This is a genomic window from Paenibacillus sp. OT2-17 (assembly GCF_009827695.1).
GTDB classification, from domain to species: Bacteria; Bacillota; Bacilli; order Paenibacillales; family Paenibacillaceae; genus Paenibacillus; species Paenibacillus polymyxa_B.
Genome location: NZ_WUDQ01000040.1, coordinates 1 through 20,844, shown reverse-complemented (window position 1 = coordinate 20,844; position 20,844 = coordinate 1). Strand labels below are relative to the sequence as shown.

Below are 20,844 nucleotides of genomic sequence, written 5' to 3'. Positions count from 1 at the left end.
AATCAGCGACTGGCTGGAAGAACTCATTCGAGAGGATGAGTTGTTGCCACGGGAAGAGTTTTCCATACTGAAAGAGATCATGGGACACTCGCTCCGGTACGAGAATTTGCCTGCAATCCAGTATGGACGGGCGTATGGCACAACAGGGGCGATCTGGCGTGAAAATGTATCTGTTCATCTGCAAGAAGGCGAGACTGCCTGGCCCTTAAATGCACTTATGCTGGTACAGTCGAACGGGGTACCGTTTATCCAGGGTGCAGTTGAGCATCATGGCATTCAGAAGTGGAGTGAAGCGCTCGTTAGAACGGTATCGCTGCCTATTATTCATCTGCTCTATGCACACGGCATCGCGCTGGAATCGCATGCCCAGAATATCATTTTGGTGCTGGAAAATGATCTGCCGAAACGGATCATCATCAAGGACCTTCATGATGGTGTCCGCTATGTACCCGAGAAGCTGCTGAATCCAGAACGAGTCCCGAAGCTGCACCCCGAACCGGAGACCCACCGCAAGTTCAATCGGTATTCCTTTATCTACGCGGGTGACGTGTCGGAAGTCCGGGACTATACGTATGATGCGTTCTTTTTTATTTGCATGACGGATATTGCGCTGACGCTGGAGAATTTCGGTCTGACGGAAGAAGCGTTCTGGCAGCTGTGCGCGGCCACGATTGTGGACTATCAGCGAGAGCACCCGGAGTACGAGGAACGGTTCGAGTGGTTTGATCTTTTTGCCGAGGATGCGCTGATTGAAGAGATGACCAAGCGCCGCCTGTATGGGGATGGGGAACTGTATTTCCGTAAGGCCAGCAATCCGCTGAAGTTGGCGAAGGACGTTCTCGGATGAGAACCAACACGCTGAAGGAGAAAATTGAACGTAAACAGCCGGTGTTTGGCCTCTTTGTCTCTATCCCACATCCGGTCATCATTGAGATGATTGGACATGCGGAATATGATTTTGTAATTATCGACCTGGAACATGCCGCAACGAATATGGAATCGGTGGAAGAGCTGGTTCGTGCTACGGAGCTGGCAGGAATGACCCCGCTGGTACGCATCTCGAAGGTAGAGCGAACAGAGATTCTAAAGGTATTGGACTGCGGCGCACAAGGCATCGTCATACCTCATGTGGAACAGCGGAAGCAGGTGGAGGAAGTGGTTCGTCATGCGTATTATCATCCGCTTGGCATGCGGAGTCTGAACAGTGGGCGTCCGGGGGTATTCGGCAAGTATCCACTCACCGGGTATATTCGGGAAGCGAATGAACAAGTGATGGTTGTACCGATGATCGAAAGTGTGGAGGGCATCCGGCAAAGTGCGAGCATTCTGTCTCATCCCCAGGTGAGCTGGGTACTAGAGGGGGCGGCAGACCTGTCGCAATCACTTGGTGTACCGTGGCAGACGGAACATCCAGACGTGCAGCGTGCGCTAGGCGCATTATACGAAGCCACGAAGCAGTGCCAGGTACCGTAAGCAACGGTGGCCAGAAGCAAGGAAGGCATGGCGCTGTGGGCCGAACGAGGGGTATACATATACGTGTTGGGCGATGACCGGAATACGGCTTTTCGGGCATACGAACAGAAACGGAATGACTATGGAAATGCGGGTGGACTGATATGAAATCAAGCGTATGGAATATGATCCATGAACTGCAAAGGGATAGTGAAGACCCGGTATGTGCTTATGTCTACGATCTGGCTGGTATTCAGGAGCAGGTCCGTCACATGCTGCACACGCTGCCCAGAGGCACACGGCTGTTCTATGCCATAAAGGCCAATCCGGATTCCCGAATTATTGAGGCTTTGCTGCCCTGGGTTCACGGGTTCGAGGTAGCTTCCATTGGCGAGTTGCTCAAGGTGAGGAGCGTAAGTAGCGAGGTTCCAATCCTGTTTGGCGGTCCAGGGAAAAAGGAGAATGAGTTGAAGCAGGCTATCGAGCATCAGGTGAGTTTCATTCATGTGGAGAGCCTGCTGGAACTGCGGCGTGTCATCGCCATTGCTACAAGGCGAGGAGAGGAAGTCCGCATTCTGCTGCGGATCAATCTGAGAAGCAGCACATTGCCACGGACCCGGATTGTAATGGGCGGTGGTCCGAGTCCATTTGGCATGGATGAGGAGAGCGTGGAGGAAGCAGTCCGGGTCATTCGTGAGGAAGGCGCGGGTTCGGTGCGTTTATGCGGATTTCATTTTCACTCGTTATCGAACAATGTAGACGCAAGACTGCATGCCGAGATGATTGAGATGTATTTGCAAAAGGTGGAGATGTGGCAGCAGGCATATGACCTGCATCTTGAAGTAATTAACGCCGGAGGCGGGTTTGGCGTCACATATGATGGTAGCCCCGGGTTTGACTGGTCCCTGTTCACATCCTTAATTGAACGCAGTGAAGCCAGAGGGCGCCTTGCTTCACGCGGCATACAGTTGTATTTTGAGCCGGGTCGCATGCTTGTCGCTGACCACGGTTATTATGCGGCAGAGGTTACGGACATCAAAACATCGCATGGTCAGCATTTTGCCGTGTTAAGAGGAGGTACACATCATAATCGTTTGCCCGCATCATGGGGACACAACCATCCGTTTCACATTATGTCTACGGACCGTTGGGGGCATTCGTTTGCAAGACCAGAGGTACGGGACAACAAAGTTCACGTGGTCGGAGAACTGTGTACACCCAAGGATCGTATGCATTCAGATGCGGAAGTAGAGCGGCTGCGGGTAGGCGATATTGTTGTATTCGAGAAGTCGGGAGCCTATTGCTGGACCATCTCGCATCATGATTTTCTGGGTCATCCGCACCCGGCATTCCATTATTTGACGGAGGACAATAACCATGTCAACAGTGATGAAGCGTGCCAGTCTGCAAGACGCTGAGCGCCGGATTATGGAGGATCTGATCAATGCATTTCTGGCCGAGCAATTGCTTCCGCTGGAAGGGCATCCGTTCATTGAACTCTCTACTTCACCAGAACCGTTCCGCCGAATGTTTCTGGGGGATGGTAATGGAGGTCCTTCGCAGAGCAGATGGGGAACGGGGAACGGAACCGACGGCAATGTCGCAGGTAAGGATAAGCAGGATGAGAATGGGGCAGGTAGACATAGTGGACAGCTTATGCTGCATCAGAAAGGGATTTTGTTTCTGGTGAAAGCAGGCAAAAGGCAGGGATATCAATGGGTACAAGGTTCACCCGTCTATGGAGAGACACCGGATGGAGGCTGGAAGCTTCTTGAATCTCCAGCAGTCGTAGGACAGGCTGTGCTTCGGATGACGCTTTCGGATGAAGCATACGCGCATCCCGGGGTTGCGGAATTCTTCGCAGGCGTGAAAATAGCCACCGAGCAATTGGCACTGGGACTCCAGCAGGTACAACGTCTGAGAGAACAAGTTCCGTTCAATGCCTACGATTGGTTTATCAAGGGAGAGCAGGTTGCAGCGCTGCGAGATCGTCCATTTCACCCCACCTCCAAGGCCAAGGTGGGGTTCACAGAAGCGGATGTGACCCGGTATGCAGCGGAATTCAGGAAGGAGATCCCGCTGCGATGGGTGGCGGTGCGTTGGGATGCCGTACAACAGGGATGTGAGGAAGGGCTGTCCACACTGGATGTACTGGATGAAGAACAGCGGAGCAGGCTGGAAGCAGAATTGGCCCGGAAGGGCCTGAATCTGCAAGAATACATGCCCATGCCAGTACATCCATGGCAGATGGAACATATCATCTTGCCACGTTTCAACGGAGAGATCGCGGACGGTACCATCGTTGTACTGGATATTGAATTGGGAGAGGTTCAGGCGACATCGTCCCTGCGCTCGATGGCCCCGATGGAAGAATCCACACAGATGCTCAAGCTTCCGGTCAGTGTGTTATCTCTCGGGGCCGCCCGCTATCTCCCGGTAGTGAAGCTGCTGAATGGTCTGGCTGGGGAGAAGATGTTACGACAGGCGGTGGCCTGCGATGAATCGCTTACAGGTAAAGTGTGGCTCTGCGAGGAACGGAACTGGTGGGGATACATGCCGGAATCCATGGGATTGTTCGATGATCATCCTCGCCATCTGGCCGCCCAGATTCGCATCTATCCGCCAAAGTTGCTGGAAGAAGGTATGCAGGTCATTCCCATGGCTGCGCTTGGGGTGACGCTGGAAGGTCGCCATATGTTATCCGACCTGCTGGGCAGAGAGTTAACCAGTGAAGAGGTTATAGGATTCTACACCGATCTGACGGCGTTATTCTATGATGTGGTGATGCGGCTGTTCAAGGTAGGCGTTGTACCCGAAATTCACGGTCAGAACTGCTGTGTGGTCCTGCGGGACGGACGGGTGAACGGCCTGTTATTCCGTGACCACGACTCCGTACGTTTGCATCAGCCGTATCTGGACAAACACGGCATTGCGGACCCAGGTTATCATATCCGGCCGGGATACTCGAACAGCTTGTATAATGAGACGATCCGCAAGCTGATCTTCTACGTGCAGTCGCTGGGCACGCAGGTGAACCTAGCTGCGATTATGGAAGCGCTAAGCGAGGTGTATCCTATCCCGGAAGCGAAATTATGGGATATCACCGAGCAGGCGTGGAAGGAAGCGCTACGGGTGGTGCCGCTTCCTGAAGCTGACCGGGCCGAGCTGTTCCAAGCGGTATTCGAGAGCAGGGAATGGCCGGTGAAGCTCATTGTCCGTCCGCTGCTTGAAGCGGACGGGGTGCCTGGGGCGATGCCATCGGGCAAAGGCACAGGTCATAATCCTTTTTACAAAGGATAGAAGTTGTGACTAGAATGTTGGTTTAGATAAGATGAGAGATGACGGAGGTGACCCGGTGTAATCGGGTTGCCTTTTTATGTAAGAGTTCATTGATAGCAGTGAGTGCAGTCACATAGACACATACGAAAACATGACTATAATGAACACATAGTTAAAATTTAGTCTTTATGGAGCTGACGGTTCCAAACATCTCATTTACAAAGGAGAGAATTCATCTCATGAGCATACATTTAGAATTGGATTCCTTGTCCGTTGAAAGACTAGAATTGGCCCTTTCAGGACGACCGGGAATGTTCAAGTTGTTTTATGACACAGAGGATTGTGGATGCAATGGCGTACTCGTCATCTTGGTTGTCACTACACCGAATACAACTGATAAAGTAGTTCAGTCTGAGCCTTATTCTTTTTGGGTAGATCAGCAGCAGGAGCAGCAGTTCGATAGCAGAATGCGGCTTGAGGCAGACCCTAGTTACCCGTCATTCAAGCTAAGTAGTGATGCCGGTATATTTAGTAGCAACATTAGAATTAAAGATGTCCGCATAAAATCGTCTGAGGAGTGATAGGGAATGGAAAAAAATAATCTTACCCAATTTCAATAATATCAGGAGAACAAATTCAACAAACGTATTATTCGTAAGGAAGCGGCGGTAGTCAAAGGGGATATCATTCATATCACCGGAGACGAGCATTTTGCTTATCGCAACGGCGCAGATACTACGTCCAGCCTGTATGTCGTTTTAATGAAAATACCAAGTGAGGATTATGCTCAGAAGAGATAATAGGAATTCATTAGGCACCCAAAAAGCATGAATGAATACCAAACTCCAAAAGACGAACCTGATCCAGCCCAATTGGAAGAGGTTCGTCTTTTGCGTTATATTCAATTCGTTCCTCCAAAAAACGAAGTGTTTAGTGGTCTGCTCTGAAGTGGTACAATAACCTTTATGATAATCGGAGAAGGACGTTGAGAAGATGAAAAACTTGCTTGTTTCGGGCTATCGTGCCCATGAGCTGAATATTTTCAGTCAGAAGCACGAAGGCATTCCATATATTAAAAAGGCGATTGCAGGCAGGCTTATTCCCCTGGTCGAAGAAGGGTTGGAATGGGTGATTACCCCCGGCCAATACGGGGTGGACTTGTGGGCCTGTGAGGTCGTTACTGCACTAAAACAGCAATATCCCCACCTCAAATGCTCTATTATGATGGCTTATCAAAATATGGAAGAAAAATGGAAAGAGGATAAAAAGGAATATTTTCAGCAGATTTGTGCCGAAGTTGACTATGTGGGAGTAGTCAGCCGCCAGCCTTATCAGGGAATATGGCAACTTAAGGCACGGGATGAACTCCTTTTCCGCAAAACAGACGGTTTATTGCTTGTTTACGATGAGGATGCGGGAGAGGGCAGCCCACGTTTTATGAAGGAACTTGCATTGAAAAAACAACAGGCAGAGGGCTATCAGTATATCAGCATCAGCTCGGAGGATATCCAGAGCATTGCGGATGAAGAACGATTATTCATGGACCTCTGATTTTTAAAGCATTAGCCCGGATTTTTGAACAAAAAGGACGTATTCGTCCCTTTACATTTATGTAAGCGCTATCATAAAATTTAAATAACAATAACTTATCAGTCACATAAAATAAATCTATTGAAAATACAAACCATGAAAGGAGCTAACGATTCAGATGAACAAAAGGTTTCGGTATACTGCGTTGCTCTGTCTCGGTGTAATGTTGAGTGGAGTGGTCACCCCGATGGATAGCCAGGTCTCTGCTGCCTCTACGAGGCAAATGGAAAAGCTAAGCCGGGGAGCTGTCGCTGTAAAGGTGCCTGAGGGTGTACTGGTGAGCTGGCGCTTGCTGGGCACGGAAGCGGATTCGGTCGGCTTTAATTTGTACAGAGGGACAAGCAAGGTGAACGATGCGCCGATTACATCGAGAACCAACTTTTTGGACAAGGCAGGTACGACCTCATCTTCGTATACCGTTCGTGCCGTGGTCAATGGAGCAGAGCAGGGCGCTTCTCCTGCGGTGAAGGTATGGAACAACAACTACCTGGATGTTCCGATCCAGCAGCCCGCGGGAGGCACAACTCCGGATAATGTGAATTACACATACCATGCCAATGATGCCAGCGTAGGGGATCTGGATGGGGATGGCGAGTATGAGATTGTGTTAAAATGGGACCCTTCCAATGCCAAGGATAATTCGCAATCCGGTTATACGGGAAATGTATTTTTGGATGGCTACGAGCTGGATGGAACACGCAAATGGCGGATCGACCTGGGACGGAACATACGGGCTGGAGCTCACTACACGCAATTTCTCGTCTACGATTTTGACGGAGATGGTAAAGCAGAGATCGTATGTAAAACAGCAGACGGCACAGTGGATGGTGCAGGTGTAAAGATTGGGGACGCTTCGGCTGATCATCGAAACACGAGCGGATATATTTTGAAAGGTCCCGAGTTTCTAACTGTGTTCTCAGGTGATACAGGCAAGGCTCTTAGTACGATTGACTACGTGCCACCGCGCGGAACGGTATCGAGCTGGGGAGATAATTATGGTAACCGTGTGGATCGTTTTCTCGCCGGGGTTGCTTATCTGGATGGCGTGAGACCCAGCATAGTGATGGCACGTGGTTATTACACCCGCACCGTTCTGGTCGCATATGATTGGCGGAACGGTAACCTGAGCCGACGCTGGACCTTTGACAGCAACAGCTCCACCAATGCCGGGACGGCTGGACAGGGGAACCACAGTTTGAGCGTGGCGGATGTGGATGGAGATGATAAGGATGAGATCGTGTATGGCTCGCTGGTTGTAGACGATAACGGAGCGAAGCTGGCTAACACGGGGATGGGACATGGAGATGCACTTCATGTTGGCGATCTGGACCCCGACCGTTCAGGTTATGAAGTGTTCAAGGTGAACGAGGACAAAAATGCCACCTACGGAGCTGCCATGTACGACCCGCGTAATGGAAATATTTTATGGGGCGTAAATACAGGCAAGGATACCGGAAGAGGCATGTCGGCAGACATTGACCCGCGGACCAAAGGGAACGAGCAGTGGGCACCGGGTATTGGTTTGCGTTCAGCCAAGGGGGAGCTCATCACCAACACGCTACCGTCTTCCATTAATTTTGGCATCTGGTGGGATGGGGATCTCCTCCGTGAACTGCTGGATCATACCTCATCAAGCGCTGGAAAGATAGACAAGTGGAACTATACGAACTCGACTACTTCCAACTTGCTTACGGCAACAGGAACGAGTTCCAATAACGGAACCAAAGGAACACCGTCCTTGCAGGCCGATCTCTTCGGTGACTGGCGTGAGGAAGTCATTTGGCGCAAAAGTGATAATTCGGCGCTGCGGATCTACACAACACCATACGAGTCAGAACATCGATTCTATACGCTTATGCATGATCCAGTGTATCGCCTGAGTGTTGCCTGGCAGAACGTAGCTTATAATCAGCCGCCGCACACCGGGTTTTATCTCGGAGAAGGGATGTCCAAGCCCCAGCAGCCGAATATATATACTCCTTGATATGTCGTTCGAAAGTGGTCTGAAAGCAGGTAGAATGAACAAAAACAGAGAGGGCTCCTAGCTAATTGGAGCTCTTTTTGTCATGAGAGCCCAAAAGATAACGTATGATTTCCATAAAAATGGGAACATTAGTTCTTATTGATGGAACATATGTATGAAGAAGGAGGCGGAATCTGTGAGTTCTTTAACGACTGAAGGCATGATCGAGCTCGTAACTAATGTCGGATTCCCTGCTGCATTAAGTCTGATTCTGTTAAAATACATCCTCGTCACTTTGAGTCGCAGATTGGAGGAGCTGGACCGATCTGTTAAGCAACTGTCGCTATCCTTGGAAGAGATGGAGGCAAAGCAGTTGAAACAATCAGAACAGCCGTCCCCGGCAAATACGGACAAACTTCGTGCAGAATGAACAAAAAAAGGCAAATAGAAACAATTTAGCAACCCAATCGAGAAGCGAAATTCTTATAATAGAAACGTGTGCAGTTTATGCAGACATATGATTATGGAGGTGTATATGAGTATGAAAATAAATACGAAGCTATCCGCGCTGTGCATTGCGGCCACACTAATGAGCGTGGCACAGGCCGCCGCTGCCGCGCCCGCCGTGACCGCTCCAGCGGAAGCGACGCAACCGAGCGTGGCCAATCCGGCTGCATCCGTCCCAGCCCAGGTGCCAGCACCAGCAGCGTCTGCATCGGCTACGATGCCAGCCCCGGCGCAAGCGCCATCGGTTCCAGCCGCCTCGACCCCGGCTGCAGCCGCAGGTTCTGCTAAAGCCGCTACACCAGTAGCTCCGTCTGCACCAGCACAGCGTCCATCTACATCGGTAGCACCAGCGGCTGCTCCGTCCGTACCGTCGACTGTGAAGCCGTCTAAGCCGCAACAGCCGTCCACTTCGGCGCCAGCAGCCACGGCTACCAGCGTGAAACCGACGCAGCTGGACAAGCTGAACCACGAGAGTGCGGTTCCGCTAGTGCTGGAGGCGCAGTCTCGTTATCAGTATGCGATTAGTGGTGGCAGCCCGGTAGGTGAGTCGTTCCAGTTGAACGGTAAAAGCTACCGCTATCTGTCCGAGGACATCGGCACGAAGACCAAATTGATCAGCTATCTGACGCAGGCTTACACAAAGCAGGCCAGTGAGCAATTTGTCGGTAAATTTTTCGTTGAAGTTAACGGCAGATTAGCTCAGTTGAACGCAGATGGTGGCAATTTGCTAGAGTTCAGCCGGGCTACGGCGAAAATGGTAACCATGACTCCGGTGAAGCGCAGCTACCTGCTAACCGTGCCTTATCCGGCAGAAACCAAGCAGCCGAATGCGAAAATCACCGTGAATTTTGAAAAGGTCGGCAGCTACTGGAAAATCAGCTCCGCGCCGCATGTCATTTTCTAAATTAAGATTTTGCAACAGGCTTCATATGGGGTAAAGTGATGTTAAGGCTTGTTTCGTAAGCCCCAATTCAATACAGGGGAGTGCTGTGCAATGATGACACCCATCAAGGTAAAAGACGTGAAGGATATTGAAAAAATCAATCAAATCGTTTCGAATTATACCTATGACATCTGGATTCATGGCAAAAGCGGCATGGCAGATGCCAAATCCATTTTAGGCATGTATGTGCTGAAGCTGGATGAGCCGCTAACTCTGGTTGTACCTGACAATGTTAATCCCAAGAAGCTGTTCAAGGAGTTGGAGGAGTTTATCCATTTTCCTGCTCAAGAAGGATAAAAGGCAAGAAAGCACCTGCTCTATTACTAAAATAACGCAAAGAAGCCGTGGAACCAAAGTCCCACGGCTTCTTTTTTTTAGTGTTCTTCCTCGTCCAAAAACGGGAGATTCACCGAATAGTACATAACCCCCATAAGCAACACTCCACCAACCAGATTTCCGAGCGTAACCGGAACGAGATTATGGATCACGCCAGCGACAGAAACCGTACCCGGATGATCCAGCACGAGCGCAATGGCGAAAGTACACATATTAGCCACGCTATGCTCATATCCCGAAATGAAAAAGCAGAATACAAACAGCATCATGGCAAACATCTTTGCACCATTTTCCTTCATAAACATTGGAACAAAAAAGGCAAGACAGACCAGCCAATTACACAAAATAGCTCGGAAGAATAGCTGCATTGCAGGCGCTTCCATTTTATGCTCAACCACGTTCAGTAGAAAGCTGTTCACGCTGGAGGAGTCAAACAGCCCGGTCAAGTAAATAAGGAGTGCAAATACCCCTGCACCCAGCAAATTACCACCATAGCTGGCAGCCCATAATCGAAGCACCTGCCCCCAGCGCAGCTTTTTACGGAGCGCAGCATACGTGTAATAGAAGGTGTTACCTGTAAACAAATCCCCGCCGCCGTAAGCGATCAGAATGATGGCCGCTCCGAACGTGAGTGCCGCCATGGGATAAGTGAATGGAGAATGCTCCATGTAAAAAAAGTTGCCCGTCTTGAAGGCTACAATAACGCCGAACCCGATGAACATACTCGCCAGCATGGAACGTGCCAAATACCGGAGTAGGCTCTGCTTGTAAATTTTGTACTTCTTCATGGCTAGCTGTTCGACATTGCGTAAGCCTTCCGTCTCCATATTTAAGGACAACCTCCTATTTTCTCATATGTAAGTCTTTAAACAGACTTTATTTTTCCCGAAACATGCCCAGTCTATCAGCAATCCTATTAGCTTAACAAGCCAAGCTTTTGCAGTCCGTACAAAATACCGTCTTCATCTGCGCGTTTTGTGACCATTTTAGCTGCGGCTTTGGCTTCATCACAGCCGTTGCCCATCGCGACGCTGTTATGTATAGCTGTCAGCATCTCGACATCATTTAAGCCATCGCCAAAGGCGTATTGATTTTCATCGGCAATGCCCAGTCTGGATGTAATTTCGCGAATGCCCTTCGCTTTGGAGCCAGCATGAGGAACAACGTCCACAGAACTCGGATGCCAGCGCACAAAGTCAAACGCCTTGAATACCGCTTCATAGAAAGGCTCTTCTTCTGCTGTACACATCAACAGCGTCTGATAAATATCTCTTCCCTGGAAATAGAGCGGGTCGTATCCAACTGAAATCTTGGCCTTAAGCGTTTGGACTGATCTCTCCACAAGCTCATCGTTAGGAATATTGGCCTTCATGTCCATATGATCCATATATACGAGAGCATGATTATGTGTGAGGGCCAGATCGGTCATCGCTTGCAAGGCTTCTCTGTTCAACGGATTGGTAGCGACCACTTCCCCGCGAAGCACGACATATTGCCCATTAAAGCTGACGTAGGAGTCAATTTCCAACTGCTCGCGGATATCTTTGAACATAAAAGGCGCACGGCCTGTTGCGATGGCCACCTCATGTCCCAGCTCTTTCAAAGCAAAGACGGCCTTTTCTGCCGTTAACGGCATTTTCTTGTCATCGTCCAGTAATGTACCGTCGATATCGAAAAAGATAATTTTTTTGTCTGACATGTCCCTACACCTGACTTTCAATAATGTATTGTCGAAATAAACTCATATGGATTCATTATATCAAAGGAACTGCTTCTGAATACACAAATACGTATAAATCCTCATGAATGTCCGACCTCTATAGCTTACAATATGAAATAAGGATTACTGTAAAAAATAATTTCTATCTCCTATTTTCATAGATGGGATGTGATCACCATGACAAAAATCCAAGTCACACCGGAGCAGCTGGACAGCGTGGCCTCCCAATTTGCCAATGCCCACGGCACACTGTATAACCAGTTAAACGGCCTGGATAGCACAATGAACCGCCTTCACAGCCAGTGGGATGGTATGGAGAGGAATCGTTTTTATAATGACTATCGTACGGCTAAATATACACTTTCTTCTGTATTAAATAAGGTTCAATCCATTGAAATTGAGCTGAAAAGCATCGCTTCGAAGTTTAGAAATGCGGATGGTGAAAGCACACGTGGCTTCTGGACAGCCCTAGCAGCGGCAATGAACGCTAGCGCAGCGCTGGCAGGCAGTGGAGAGGCTGGAGATGCTGGTGGAGAAATTGCCAAGCAGCCAAAAAATATAGATGAATGGGATCAGGCAGACGCGGATAAATATCATCAATATGAGGAACTGCTGAAAAACGCCGAGGCCATCGGCGACAAGCAGGTTATGCAGAAAATTCATGACCAGATGAATGTCCTGCGGCTGCAATATGAGGACTCAGTTCCCCGTACAGATTACAATACAGGAGAGACCTCCAAGATCACATCCGATTCCCTTGTCGCCGTCACCGAACTGACAGGTAAAGACGGAAGCAAAACGGATATATCTATCGATAAAAAAGGGAATGTTGTGAGTTATGAGCAAAATACGGATAAATACGATTACTGGGTCCAAAAGCATACCCAATCAGCCGGAGAGCACGCTCTAGGTAAAACGGCCCAGACCGTCACCGGATATGGAATAGGTCTTATTTTGTCGCGCGGGGCTGGAGTTAGTGGGGCAGGTTCGGGCATCGGTTCTGGCGCAGCCTCCGGGTGGGGGGAACACGTCGTCGGCATTGGTGGCGGCATGCTCAGTGACAAAGTACTCTTCTCTGTACCCGATGAGGGCGAAACCCGTACCATGATCTACCGAACGAATAAAGAAACCGGACATATTGAAAATATGATCATCGTCACCAAAGGTGAGAATGAAATGGAGTATCGCTATTGGGAGGATTATAACTAGGTCTTGAGCTGTGAACGATAATAGCGTGAATAGGAGTATCTATAAAATCTACAGTCTTTTTTTCTGGAACAGGTGAGCGGCAGGTGGAAACTGTAAACTCGCTAGCTGGAGAAGTCTGTAGATTTTTTGGTTACCAATTTTTTCGGAAAACCGATATATTAAATAGATAGAATACATATCCAAAGAGAAGTGAAAATTAAGTAGAACTAAATTTATAGATGGATAAACCGTGGATTATGATCAAAGGCACAGTGCTTCTGTTGAAATTGGAAGGCTGTGCCTTTCTATCAACTCTACCATTTCACAGACTTGCAATTGGGGTACCAAATGATGGATGATGGAAGAGAGGGTTTTATGTAGAAATAGGGCTAAAGATAGAGAGGATACCAATAATAAATAGATCGGATTTACCGTATTTTTGTATATTATTGTAGAAAAAGATCGTAATTCAGGTTATAGTAAAGGAAGAAATTAACTAGGATACCTTTACCCAAATACGTAATTGTGGAGGGAAACATGAGTACATTTAAAAATTGGTTGAATACAACTAAAAAAGGACTTGGAGACCAAGTTAAGAAGTTTAAGAATAAAGATTTTATGGAAGCTGTTGTTGCAGGCTGTGCGTTAGTAGCATTTGCTGACGGTACGATTAGTCCGGAAGAGAAAACAAAAATGGCCGGATACATAAATATCAGTGAAGAATTGAAAGTGTTTGATATGGGTGAGGTCATCAACCGTTTCAATCACTATGTAGCGAACTTTGAATTTTCACCTCAAATCGGTAAACAGGAAGCACTGAAGGCGATTGGTAAATTGAATGGCAAGCCTGAAGTAGGCCGACTCGTCGTTGGCGTATGTAGCGCTATTGGCGCAGCTGATGGTGACTTTGATGCCAATGAGCAGCGAGTTGTGGCTGAGATTTGCGGCGCGCTTGGTTTGAATCCGTCTGAATTTAGTCTGTAAATTTTACGGAAGGGAGGTGTGTTAATCAGTGGCTGTAATTAATCTGGTCAAGGGCCAGAAAATTGATTTGACCAAGGGAAACACAGGACTAACCAAGGTTATAGCAGGATTGGGATGGGACCCTGTACAGTCCAAAGGATTTTTTGGCTTCAAGAAGCAACCCAATATTGATTGTGATGCTTCTGCCATTTTGCTGGACGCAAACGGAAAACTGACTCAGTCAGATAACGTAATATGTTTCCACAATAAAAAAAGTCCATGCGGCTCTGTCGTGCATTCCGGTGATAATCTGACCGGACAAGGCGACGGTGATGATGAACAAATTGCGATTGACCTGGCACGTATTCCTGCCAATGTCGACAAAGTGCTTGTTGTTGTGAATATATATGATTGCGTAAACCGGAAACAGGATTTCGGCATGATCGAGAAGGCGTATATCCGCATTCTGGATGGTGCTAATTCCAAGGAACTGGTGACGTTTAATTTATCTGATAATTATGAAGGGCTGACCGCACTGGTCTGTGGAGAACTCTATCGTCATAACAACGAATGGAAGTTTGCTGCAATCGGTGAAGGAACCCATGCCGTACATATTGATGTGCTGGCTCAGCGTTATATGTAATTTTAGGTTGCTCATACAAAACTTAATGTGAAAAGGGGTTCTTACTCATGGCAATTAACTTATCCAAAGGTCAAAAAATCGATTTGACGAAAACAAATCCAGGTTTGTCCAAAATCACAGTTGGTCTCGGTTGGGACACAAACAAATACGATGGCGGTAAAGATTTTGACCTGGACGTATCCGTATTTTTGGCTAATGCGGAAGGTAAAGTAGAATCCGATAAGAACTTTGTCTTTTTTAATAACCCACAAAATGAGAACGGCTCTGTCGTTCATACAGGGGATAACCGCACAGGTGATGGCGACGGAGATGACGAGCAAATTAAAATTGATCTGGGTAGCGTGCCAGCTAACGTTGAAAAGATCGCTTTTACGATTACAATCTATGAAGCACAAGAACGCAGCCAAAACTTTGGACAAGTGTCCCGTGCTTACGCTCGTATCGTAAACGAAGCAAACAATGAAGAATTGGTCCGCTTTGATCTGGGAGAAGATTTCTCGATCGAAACAGGCGTTGTTGTAGGCGAACTGTATCGTCATAGCGGTGAGTGGAAGTTCAATGCCATTGGCAGCGGTTACCAAGATGGTCTTGCAGGATTGACGCGCGATTACGGTTTGGCGTAAAAAATCTATACAAAGAAAGCAGGTATGCGGAATGACCATTAGCCTTTCCAAAGGACAACGTATTGATCTGACCAAAACGAATCCCGGCTTGACTCGTGTCGTTGTAGGTCTTGGATGGGATACGAATAAATACAGTGGTGGCGCGGACTTTGACCTGGATGCTTCGGCTTTCCTACTTTATGAAGACGGTAAAGCCAAAGCTGCGGATGATTTTGTATTTTACAACAACCCGACAGGCGGAGCAGGATCGGTTACTCATACAGGCGATAACCGCACAGGTGAGGGCGATGGGGATGACGAGCAAATCATCGTTGATTTCTCGAAGATTCCTGCGAACATCCACCGTATCGGGATCACGGTTACCATTTATGATTACGAGGCACGCGCGCAAAACTTTGGTCAAGTGTCCAATGCTTTTGTACGTGTGGTAGATGCGGCAACGGATCGTGAAGTGCTGCGCTACGATTTGGGAGAAGATTTCTCCACCGAAACGGCCGTCGTATTCTGTGAATTTTACCGTCAGAATGCGGACTGGAAATTCCAGGCTATCGGTAGTGGCTTTGCTGGTGGATTGGGTGCGCTTGCTAAAAACTATGGCTTGGACGCTCAATAATATCCACTTGGGGTGGTGTCCATAGGGCGCTACCCTTTCTTTTTAAGCTATTACATTAGCGTACGCTGACACATGACAAACGGACAGAAAGGTGACACAATCATGGCTGTTATCGTAGTAAAGGGACAGAAGGCGGATTTGACGAAAACAAATCCGGGCCTGACCCATGTCAACGTAGGGATTGGCTGGGAGTCCCCAGCGTCTCTGGAGCTGGATACTTCGGCATTTTTGCTGGGTCCTGGAGGAAAAGTATCGGGCGATGAGGACTTAATTTTTTATAACAATCCGACCACGCCCTTTATCACCTATTCAGACGGACAACAGTCCGGTGACAAAAAGCAATTTGCCCTTGATCTGACGCGAATTCCTGCAAACATCGAGAAGATTGCGTTTACGCTAACGATTTATGATGCGGATCAGAAACGGCAAAATTTTGGACAGGTTCAAGGTGGGTTCATTCGTTTTGCTCATCCGGTTAGCGGAGAGGTTTTGCGGTTTAATTTGGACAGTGGATTTACAGTGGAAACGGCGATTGTCATTGGTGAACTGTATCGTCATAACGGGGAATGGAAATTCAACGCGATTGGCGCAGGTTTTTCCGGTGGATTGGATGCGTTGTGCGTTAATTTTGGGATTGAAGTGGAAAACAGTCCGGCTCCTCCCACGCCAGTGCCTACACCTCCGTCTCCAGCGCCTCGACCAGCACCAACGCCGCCACCAGTACCACCTGCTCCGAAGCCAGAGCCATCTGCAACACCGGTGAATCTGAATCTGCGGAAAATTGAGCTGAAGAAGAAGGGCGACACCATCAACCTGAAAAAAGGCTCAGGCGGCTTGGGTGAAATCCTGATCAATCTGAACTGGAATCAGGTGCAGCAAAGCAAGGGCTTTTTCAATCGCGGCTCCAAGGGTGTCGATCTGGATCTGGGCTGCTTGTATGAGATGAAGAACGGAGATAAAGGCGTTGTGCAGGCGCTCGGGGAAGTTTTCGGTTCTCTAAATCGCTTCCCGTACATTGCTCTGGATGGCGACGACCGTACAGGCTCTGTGAAAACAGGGGAAAATCTTCGCATTAATGGTGCTAAAATTTCTGAAATTAAGCGAATTTTGGTGTTCACCTTCATCTATGAAGGAGTCACGAACTGGTCACAAGCGGACGGGGTAGTCACGCTGTACCAGAAGGATGGGCCGGACATTATCGTTCACATGAATGAACATGACAATCGCAAAGGGATGTGTGCGATTGCCATGATTCAAAATGTAAACGATGAAACGTTCAGCATTGAAAGACTCGTGCAGTTCTATGGCGGTCATCGTGAGTTGGATCGGGCCTATAACTGGGGCATGCGCTGGTCGCAGGGTAGCAAATAAATTGAATTATCGGAGGCACTCTTTTCATGTTGAATGATTTGTTTAAAAATATCAGCGAAAACTATGGCCATTTCTTTTCATGGAGTGATATTGTAGCTACGCTTACTGATCCAGTGAGTTGGGGGATTATAGGAACTCTCATTTTGCTGGAAGGACTTTTATCGGCGGATAACGCCTTGGTTCTCGCAGTTATGGTTAAACACTTACCAAAGGAACAACAGAAGAGAGCCTTATTTTACGGGATTTTGGGTGCGTATATATTCAGGTTCCTGGCTATCGGCTTGGGTACATTCCTGATTAAGTTTACGCTGATTAAGGTACTGGGTGCGGCTTATCTGCTCTATATCGCTTATAAGGGCTTATTCAAGTCCGAAGGTGATGGAGAAGTGAAAAACAAACCTACTTCTTTTTGGAAAACCGTATTAATGGTCGAACTGATGGATATTGCCTTCAGTATTGACAGCGTCATTGCCGCTTTCGGTGTGAGCGAGAAAGTATGGGTTCTGTTCCTGGGTGGTATTCTCGGCGTTCTGATGATGCGTGGTGTTGCTCAAGTGTTCCTCAAGCTCATTGATAAATTTCCGGAACTGGAACAGACAGCCTTTATTATGATCGCCATTATCGGGGGTAAAATGCTGGCTGCTGCTTTTGGCTTTCATATGTCGCAGGTTTTATTCTTCGGCATTTTGATTGCTGTCTTTGTAGGCACAATGGTTATCAGCTCGGCGAAAAGAAAGAAAAAGGCCGACAAAGAGGCTTAATGTACAAAGTATAGCGAAATCCCTCCTGAAACTAAGGGGGGATTTCTTTTATACCCGAAGCACAGGGCTTCAGTCAGGCAAGAAAGAGCAAGAGGAGGGGAAGGGCCCTGAAATATTTTAATGATTTAACCTCTGAGGAAGTAGAAGCGATCTTTTATACTCCACCGTTGGAGTTTCATAACCGTTCTCCCAAAAGTATATTGGCTTATGCAATAGGAGCAGCTTTGTACATGCCTGCTACCCGCTCGGAGGTAGCGGAAGAGATCAAAAATGGAAAACATGAAGGACTAACAACGGTCATTTTGGATTTGGAGGATGCTATAGGGGATCACCAAGTCGGACAGGCAGAACAATCGCTGGCACAGCAGCTGCTTCAACTATTATCCTATGTACGGACGGGGATGATGAGTGAACAGCAATTACCTTTGTTATTTGTGCGTGTGCGCTCTGTAGAGCAGTTGGAACGACTACTGAACGGTTTGGGTGAATCTTTGTCGCTGCTCACGGGCTTTGTCTTACCTAAGTTCTCTTCTGATAATGGACGGGCGTATTTTGCACTCATTTCCGAATATAACCGGAATATGCATACAGGGGCAGGAAACGCAAGCGACATGCCTGTGCTGTACGGATTACCGATTCTTGAAAGCTCCAAAATCATATATCGGGAAACCCGCTGGAAAGAGCTGCTGTCAATTAAGGAAATTTTAGACGAGTACCAGGAATATGTGCTCAATGTACGAATTGGGGCAACCGATTTCTCCAGTCTGTATGGCTTGAGACGCAGCCCGGATATTACGATTTATGAAATTGCCGTCATTCGGGATTGCATCGCAGATATTATTAACTTGTTTGGACGCGTGGGCTCAAATTATGTCATTTCCGGTCCTGTATGGGAATATTTCTCTCACCGAGAACGTGTCTTTAAACCTCAATTAAGAGTGTCCCCTTTCGAAGATGCACTTGGAAAGCCGGGAAGACACTTGCGGATGGACTTCATCTCAGATGCCGTAGACGGACTGATTCGAGAAGTCATGATGGACAAAGAGAATGGGATTATCGGCAAAACAATTATTCATCCCTCCCATATTAAACCGGTACAGGCCATGTATGCGGTGACACATGAAGAGTATATGGATGCACTTGAAATTGTTGAGCGTAACGACGGCAGTCTGGGTGTATTCAAAAGTACCTATGCCAACAAAATGAATGAAATTAAGCCGCATTTGAATTGGGCTCATCGAATTATCAATAGATCAAAAGTATACGGGGTGTTACATGAACAACAACATTTTGTCAGTCTCTTACCCAACCACGAAAACACATCTGCTGCCAATCCTGGAGCAGTTCAGCGTTAAAATTACGGAGACGCATAATCCATTCCGCCTTCCTGTGGACAAGCTGTTTGCGATGGCGGCACGGGTCAATAAAAAGCGTTCGTTTTTGTTTGTCAGCAAGGTGCTGGGTAAGCATATTCCGGTAAACCCATACACTTCTCTGCTCAGTGGTGCGGCGCTGGCGATTCTACTATATAAGGAGCTTGTCCCACAGGCAGGACAACAAATGGATGAACTGATTGGAGAGGCTGTGAGAGGACTTCTTGACCCGGACTATGCGAAAGAGGCCTACCGAAAGCTGATGGATGAACGTTTAGCTTTTGCTTTTACGGAGCCGATCAAGTTTGTTGGTTTTGCCGAGACGGCTACAGCACTGGGACACAGCATGTATCGGTTGTTTGACGACGGAGCCTCGTATATTCATACGACGCGCGAGGATATTCCGGGCCTTCGGCCTATTATTCGGTTTGAAGAAGAGCATTCGCACGCTGTTGACCATCGTTGCTATGCACTGGATGAAGATGCTTTTGCGGGAGATGGCCCGATTGTGCTGGTAGATGATGAAATTACGACGGGAAAAACAACGCTTAATATCATACGGGATATTCAGGAGCATTTTCCGCGTAAGCAGTATGTGATTGCTTCATTATTGGATTGGCGGACAGACAGCGATGAGCAGGCTTTCACTGATCTGGAGGCAGAGCTAGGCATTACGATTACGCCTTTAAGCTTGCTCAAAGGAAAGATTGAGGTACAGGGAGTACCCATATTGGATCACGCAGAATATGCTGCACAGGTTGGGCACCCAGAACATGCAGCCACTAGCATGGCAGAGGTTAATAAAGACGCTTCTGGGATAATTGACCACCGTTTTGAAAAGGATACTTCCGGTTTTGAGCGGGTAGTACACAGTTCCATGTCAACGGACGGATACGCCAATACAGCTCCTTATCTAAAATATACAGGCCGTTTTGGTCTACAATCCGCTGACAATTCAGCGTTGGATGCAGAAATCACGCGTACAGCTGAACGACTGAACCAACTTCGTTCTGGGCAACGCACGCTGGTTATGGGCACAGGCGAATTCATGTACATTCCAATGCGGATTGCAGCAGAGTTAGGTCCGGATGTGTATTTTCAATCGACGACACGCAGCCCGGTGTATCCCCACCGCGAAGAAGGGTATGGAGTCGCTTGTGGTGTGACATATCCATCACCTGAGGACAGTACGATACGCAATTTTATTTATAATGTAGACCCCGGTCAGTATGACGAAATATTCGTTTTGATGGAAAGGGAGTCGGACCCGGAGCGGATGAACCCCATGCTGGAGGCTTTGACCCGTCTGGGCTGCGATAAAGTGCATGTCGTTTATTTTAACGGTTTAACTAGTCAGGAGAGTAAAGGAGCGCGGATATGAAGCAAGCACTCATGGAGCAAATACAGCAGAAGAACATTCATCCGCCCGAACCGCTGGGCAGTTATCCTGCCTCGGATGTCACTTTTTTATTGAAGGATTTGAGCCGGGTTACGTTGGAAAAAGGGATGGAGGATCGTG

Annotated in this window: 22 protein-coding genes; 20 read left to right on the top strand and 2 right to left on the bottom strand. The window is 47.9% G+C overall.

All coding sequences use genetic code 11. From position 1 onward, the window contains the following. The 11 genes from GRP75_RS09250 to GRP75_RS09200 form a co-directional block, all read left to right on the top strand. The coding region (locus GRP75_RS09250) for an IucA/IucC family C-terminal-domain containing protein (protein ID WP_272917188.1) at window positions 1–847 on the top strand (847 nt) is incomplete at its 5' end. After that, window positions 844–1,473 carry an HpcH/HpaI aldolase family protein gene (locus tag GRP75_RS09245; RefSeq protein WP_237448973.1) on the top strand — a complete coding sequence of 210 codons (630 nt, stop codon included), beginning with the start codon at window positions 844–846 and terminating at the stop codon, window positions 1,471–1,473. The genes GRP75_RS09250 and GRP75_RS09245, both read left to right, overlap by 4 nt. A 6-nt stretch (window positions 1,474–1,479) precedes the next feature. Next, a complete protein-coding gene (locus tag GRP75_RS29635; RefSeq protein ID WP_237448972.1) occupies window positions 1,480–1,620 on the top strand; it encodes a hypothetical protein in 141 nt (46 codons plus the stop codon). Then, window positions 1,617–2,870: a type III PLP-dependent enzyme gene (locus GRP75_RS09240; protein WP_160789142.1), complete on the top strand. Its 1,254-nt coding sequence runs from the start codon at window positions 1,617–1,619 to the stop codon at window positions 2,868–2,870. The genes GRP75_RS29635 and GRP75_RS09240 overlap by 4 nt, the downstream gene beginning before the upstream one ends. Continuing rightward, the gene (locus GRP75_RS09235) at window positions 2,830–4,752 is read left to right on the top strand and encodes an IucA/IucC family protein (protein WP_160789141.1); all 1,923 of its coding nucleotides are present in this window, start codon (window positions 2,830–2,832) and stop codon (window positions 4,750–4,752) included. Before GRP75_RS09240 ends, GRP75_RS09235 begins: the two co-directional genes overlap by 41 nt. 218 nt (window positions 4,753–4,970) lie before the next feature. After that, complete coding sequence (locus GRP75_RS09230; protein WP_160789140.1) at window positions 4,971–5,312, top strand: iron-sulfur cluster biosynthesis family protein; 342 nt, start codon at window positions 4,971–4,973, stop codon at window positions 5,310–5,312. 412 nt (window positions 5,313–5,724) lie between these two features. Next, complete coding sequence (locus GRP75_RS09220) at window positions 5,725–6,282, top strand: SLOG family protein (RefSeq protein ID WP_023987185.1); 558 nt, start codon at window positions 5,725–5,727, stop codon at window positions 6,280–6,282. A gap of 157 nt (window positions 6,283–6,439) precedes the next feature. Beyond that, complete coding sequence (locus GRP75_RS09215; RefSeq protein WP_371918000.1) at window positions 6,440–8,305, top strand: rhamnogalacturonan lyase; 1,866 nt, start codon at window positions 6,440–6,442, stop codon at window positions 8,303–8,305. A gap of 175 nt (window positions 8,306–8,480) precedes the next feature. Then, a complete protein-coding gene (locus GRP75_RS09210) occupies window positions 8,481–8,714 on the top strand; it encodes a hypothetical protein (protein ID WP_023987187.1) in 234 nt (77 codons plus the stop codon). A gap of 111 nt (window positions 8,715–8,825) precedes the next feature. Next, window positions 8,826–9,695 (top strand): DL-endopeptidase inhibitor IseA family protein, encoded by an 870-nt coding sequence (locus GRP75_RS09205; RefSeq protein ID WP_028542069.1) that lies wholly within the window; start codon window positions 8,826–8,828, stop codon window positions 9,693–9,695. Window positions 9,696–9,785: 90 nt separating this feature from the next. Next, window positions 9,786–10,031, top strand: a complete 246-nt coding sequence (locus tag GRP75_RS09200) for an HPr family phosphocarrier protein (RefSeq protein ID WP_023987189.1) — start codon at window positions 9,786–9,788, stop codon at window positions 10,029–10,031. Window positions 10,032–10,108: 77 nt separating this feature from the next. Here GRP75_RS09200 and GRP75_RS09195 read toward each other — a convergent pair whose 3' ends face one another. Together GRP75_RS09195 and GRP75_RS09190 are read right to left on the bottom strand one after the other, a co-directional pair. Continuing rightward, a complete protein-coding gene (locus GRP75_RS09195) occupies window positions 10,109–10,897 on the bottom strand; it encodes a formate/nitrite transporter family protein (protein ID WP_013308962.1) in 789 nt (262 codons plus the stop codon). Between the two features lie 89 nt (window positions 10,898–10,986). Next, window positions 10,987–11,769, bottom strand: a complete 783-nt coding sequence (locus GRP75_RS09190; RefSeq protein ID WP_023987190.1) for a Cof-type HAD-IIB family hydrolase — start codon at window positions 11,767–11,769, stop codon at window positions 10,987–10,989. A 198-nt stretch (window positions 11,770–11,967) separates the two neighbouring features. On the opposite strand from GRP75_RS09190, the gene GRP75_RS09185 reads away from it, so the two are divergent. The 9 genes from GRP75_RS09185 to GRP75_RS09145 all read left to right on the top strand — a co-directional run bounded on the left by GRP75_RS09185 (window position 11,968) and on the right by GRP75_RS09145 (window position 20,706). Beyond that, window positions 11,968–12,999 (top strand): WXG100 family type VII secretion target, encoded by a 1,032-nt coding sequence (locus GRP75_RS09185; RefSeq protein WP_075153803.1) that lies wholly within the window; start codon window positions 11,968–11,970, stop codon window positions 12,997–12,999. A gap of 516 nt (window positions 13,000–13,515) precedes the next feature. After that, window positions 13,516–13,962: a tellurite resistance TerB family protein gene (locus GRP75_RS09180; protein WP_160789139.1), complete on the top strand. Its 447-nt coding sequence runs from the start codon at window positions 13,516–13,518 to the stop codon at window positions 13,960–13,962. Between the two features lie 28 nt (window positions 13,963–13,990). Next, window positions 13,991–14,584 carry a TerD family protein gene (locus tag GRP75_RS09175; protein WP_160789138.1) on the top strand — a complete coding sequence of 198 codons (594 nt, stop codon included), beginning with the start codon at window positions 13,991–13,993 and terminating at the stop codon, window positions 14,582–14,584. A 47-nt stretch (window positions 14,585–14,631) separates the two neighbouring features. Next, a complete protein-coding gene (locus tag GRP75_RS09170) occupies window positions 14,632–15,207 on the top strand; it encodes a TerD family protein (RefSeq protein WP_013308970.1) in 576 nt (191 codons plus the stop codon). 31 nt (window positions 15,208–15,238) lie between these two features. Next, window positions 15,239–15,820, top strand: a complete 582-nt coding sequence (locus tag GRP75_RS09165; RefSeq protein WP_023987194.1) for a TerD family protein — start codon at window positions 15,239–15,241, stop codon at window positions 15,818–15,820. 102 nt (window positions 15,821–15,922) lie between these two features. Then, on the top strand, window positions 15,923–17,191 hold the full coding sequence (locus GRP75_RS09160) for a TerD family protein (protein WP_023987195.1): 1,269 nt from the start codon (window positions 15,923–15,925) through the stop codon (window positions 17,189–17,191). A 26-nt stretch (window positions 17,192–17,217) separates the two neighbouring features. After that, window positions 17,218–17,952: a TerC family protein gene (locus GRP75_RS09155; protein ID WP_160789137.1), complete on the top strand. Its 735-nt coding sequence runs from the start codon at window positions 17,218–17,220 to the stop codon at window positions 17,950–17,952. A gap of 167 nt (window positions 17,953–18,119) precedes the next feature. Continuing rightward, entirely contained in the window at window positions 18,120–19,307 is a 1,188-nt protein-coding gene (locus GRP75_RS09150; RefSeq protein WP_028542072.1) for an HpcH/HpaI aldolase/citrate lyase family protein, read from the top strand. 52 nt (window positions 19,308–19,359) lie between these two features. Beyond that, window positions 19,360–20,706, top strand: coding sequence for a phosphoribosyltransferase family protein (locus GRP75_RS09145; protein ID WP_160789143.1), 1,347 nt, complete (start codon window positions 19,360–19,362; stop codon window positions 20,704–20,706). Window positions 20,707–20,844: the final 138 nt, after the last annotated feature.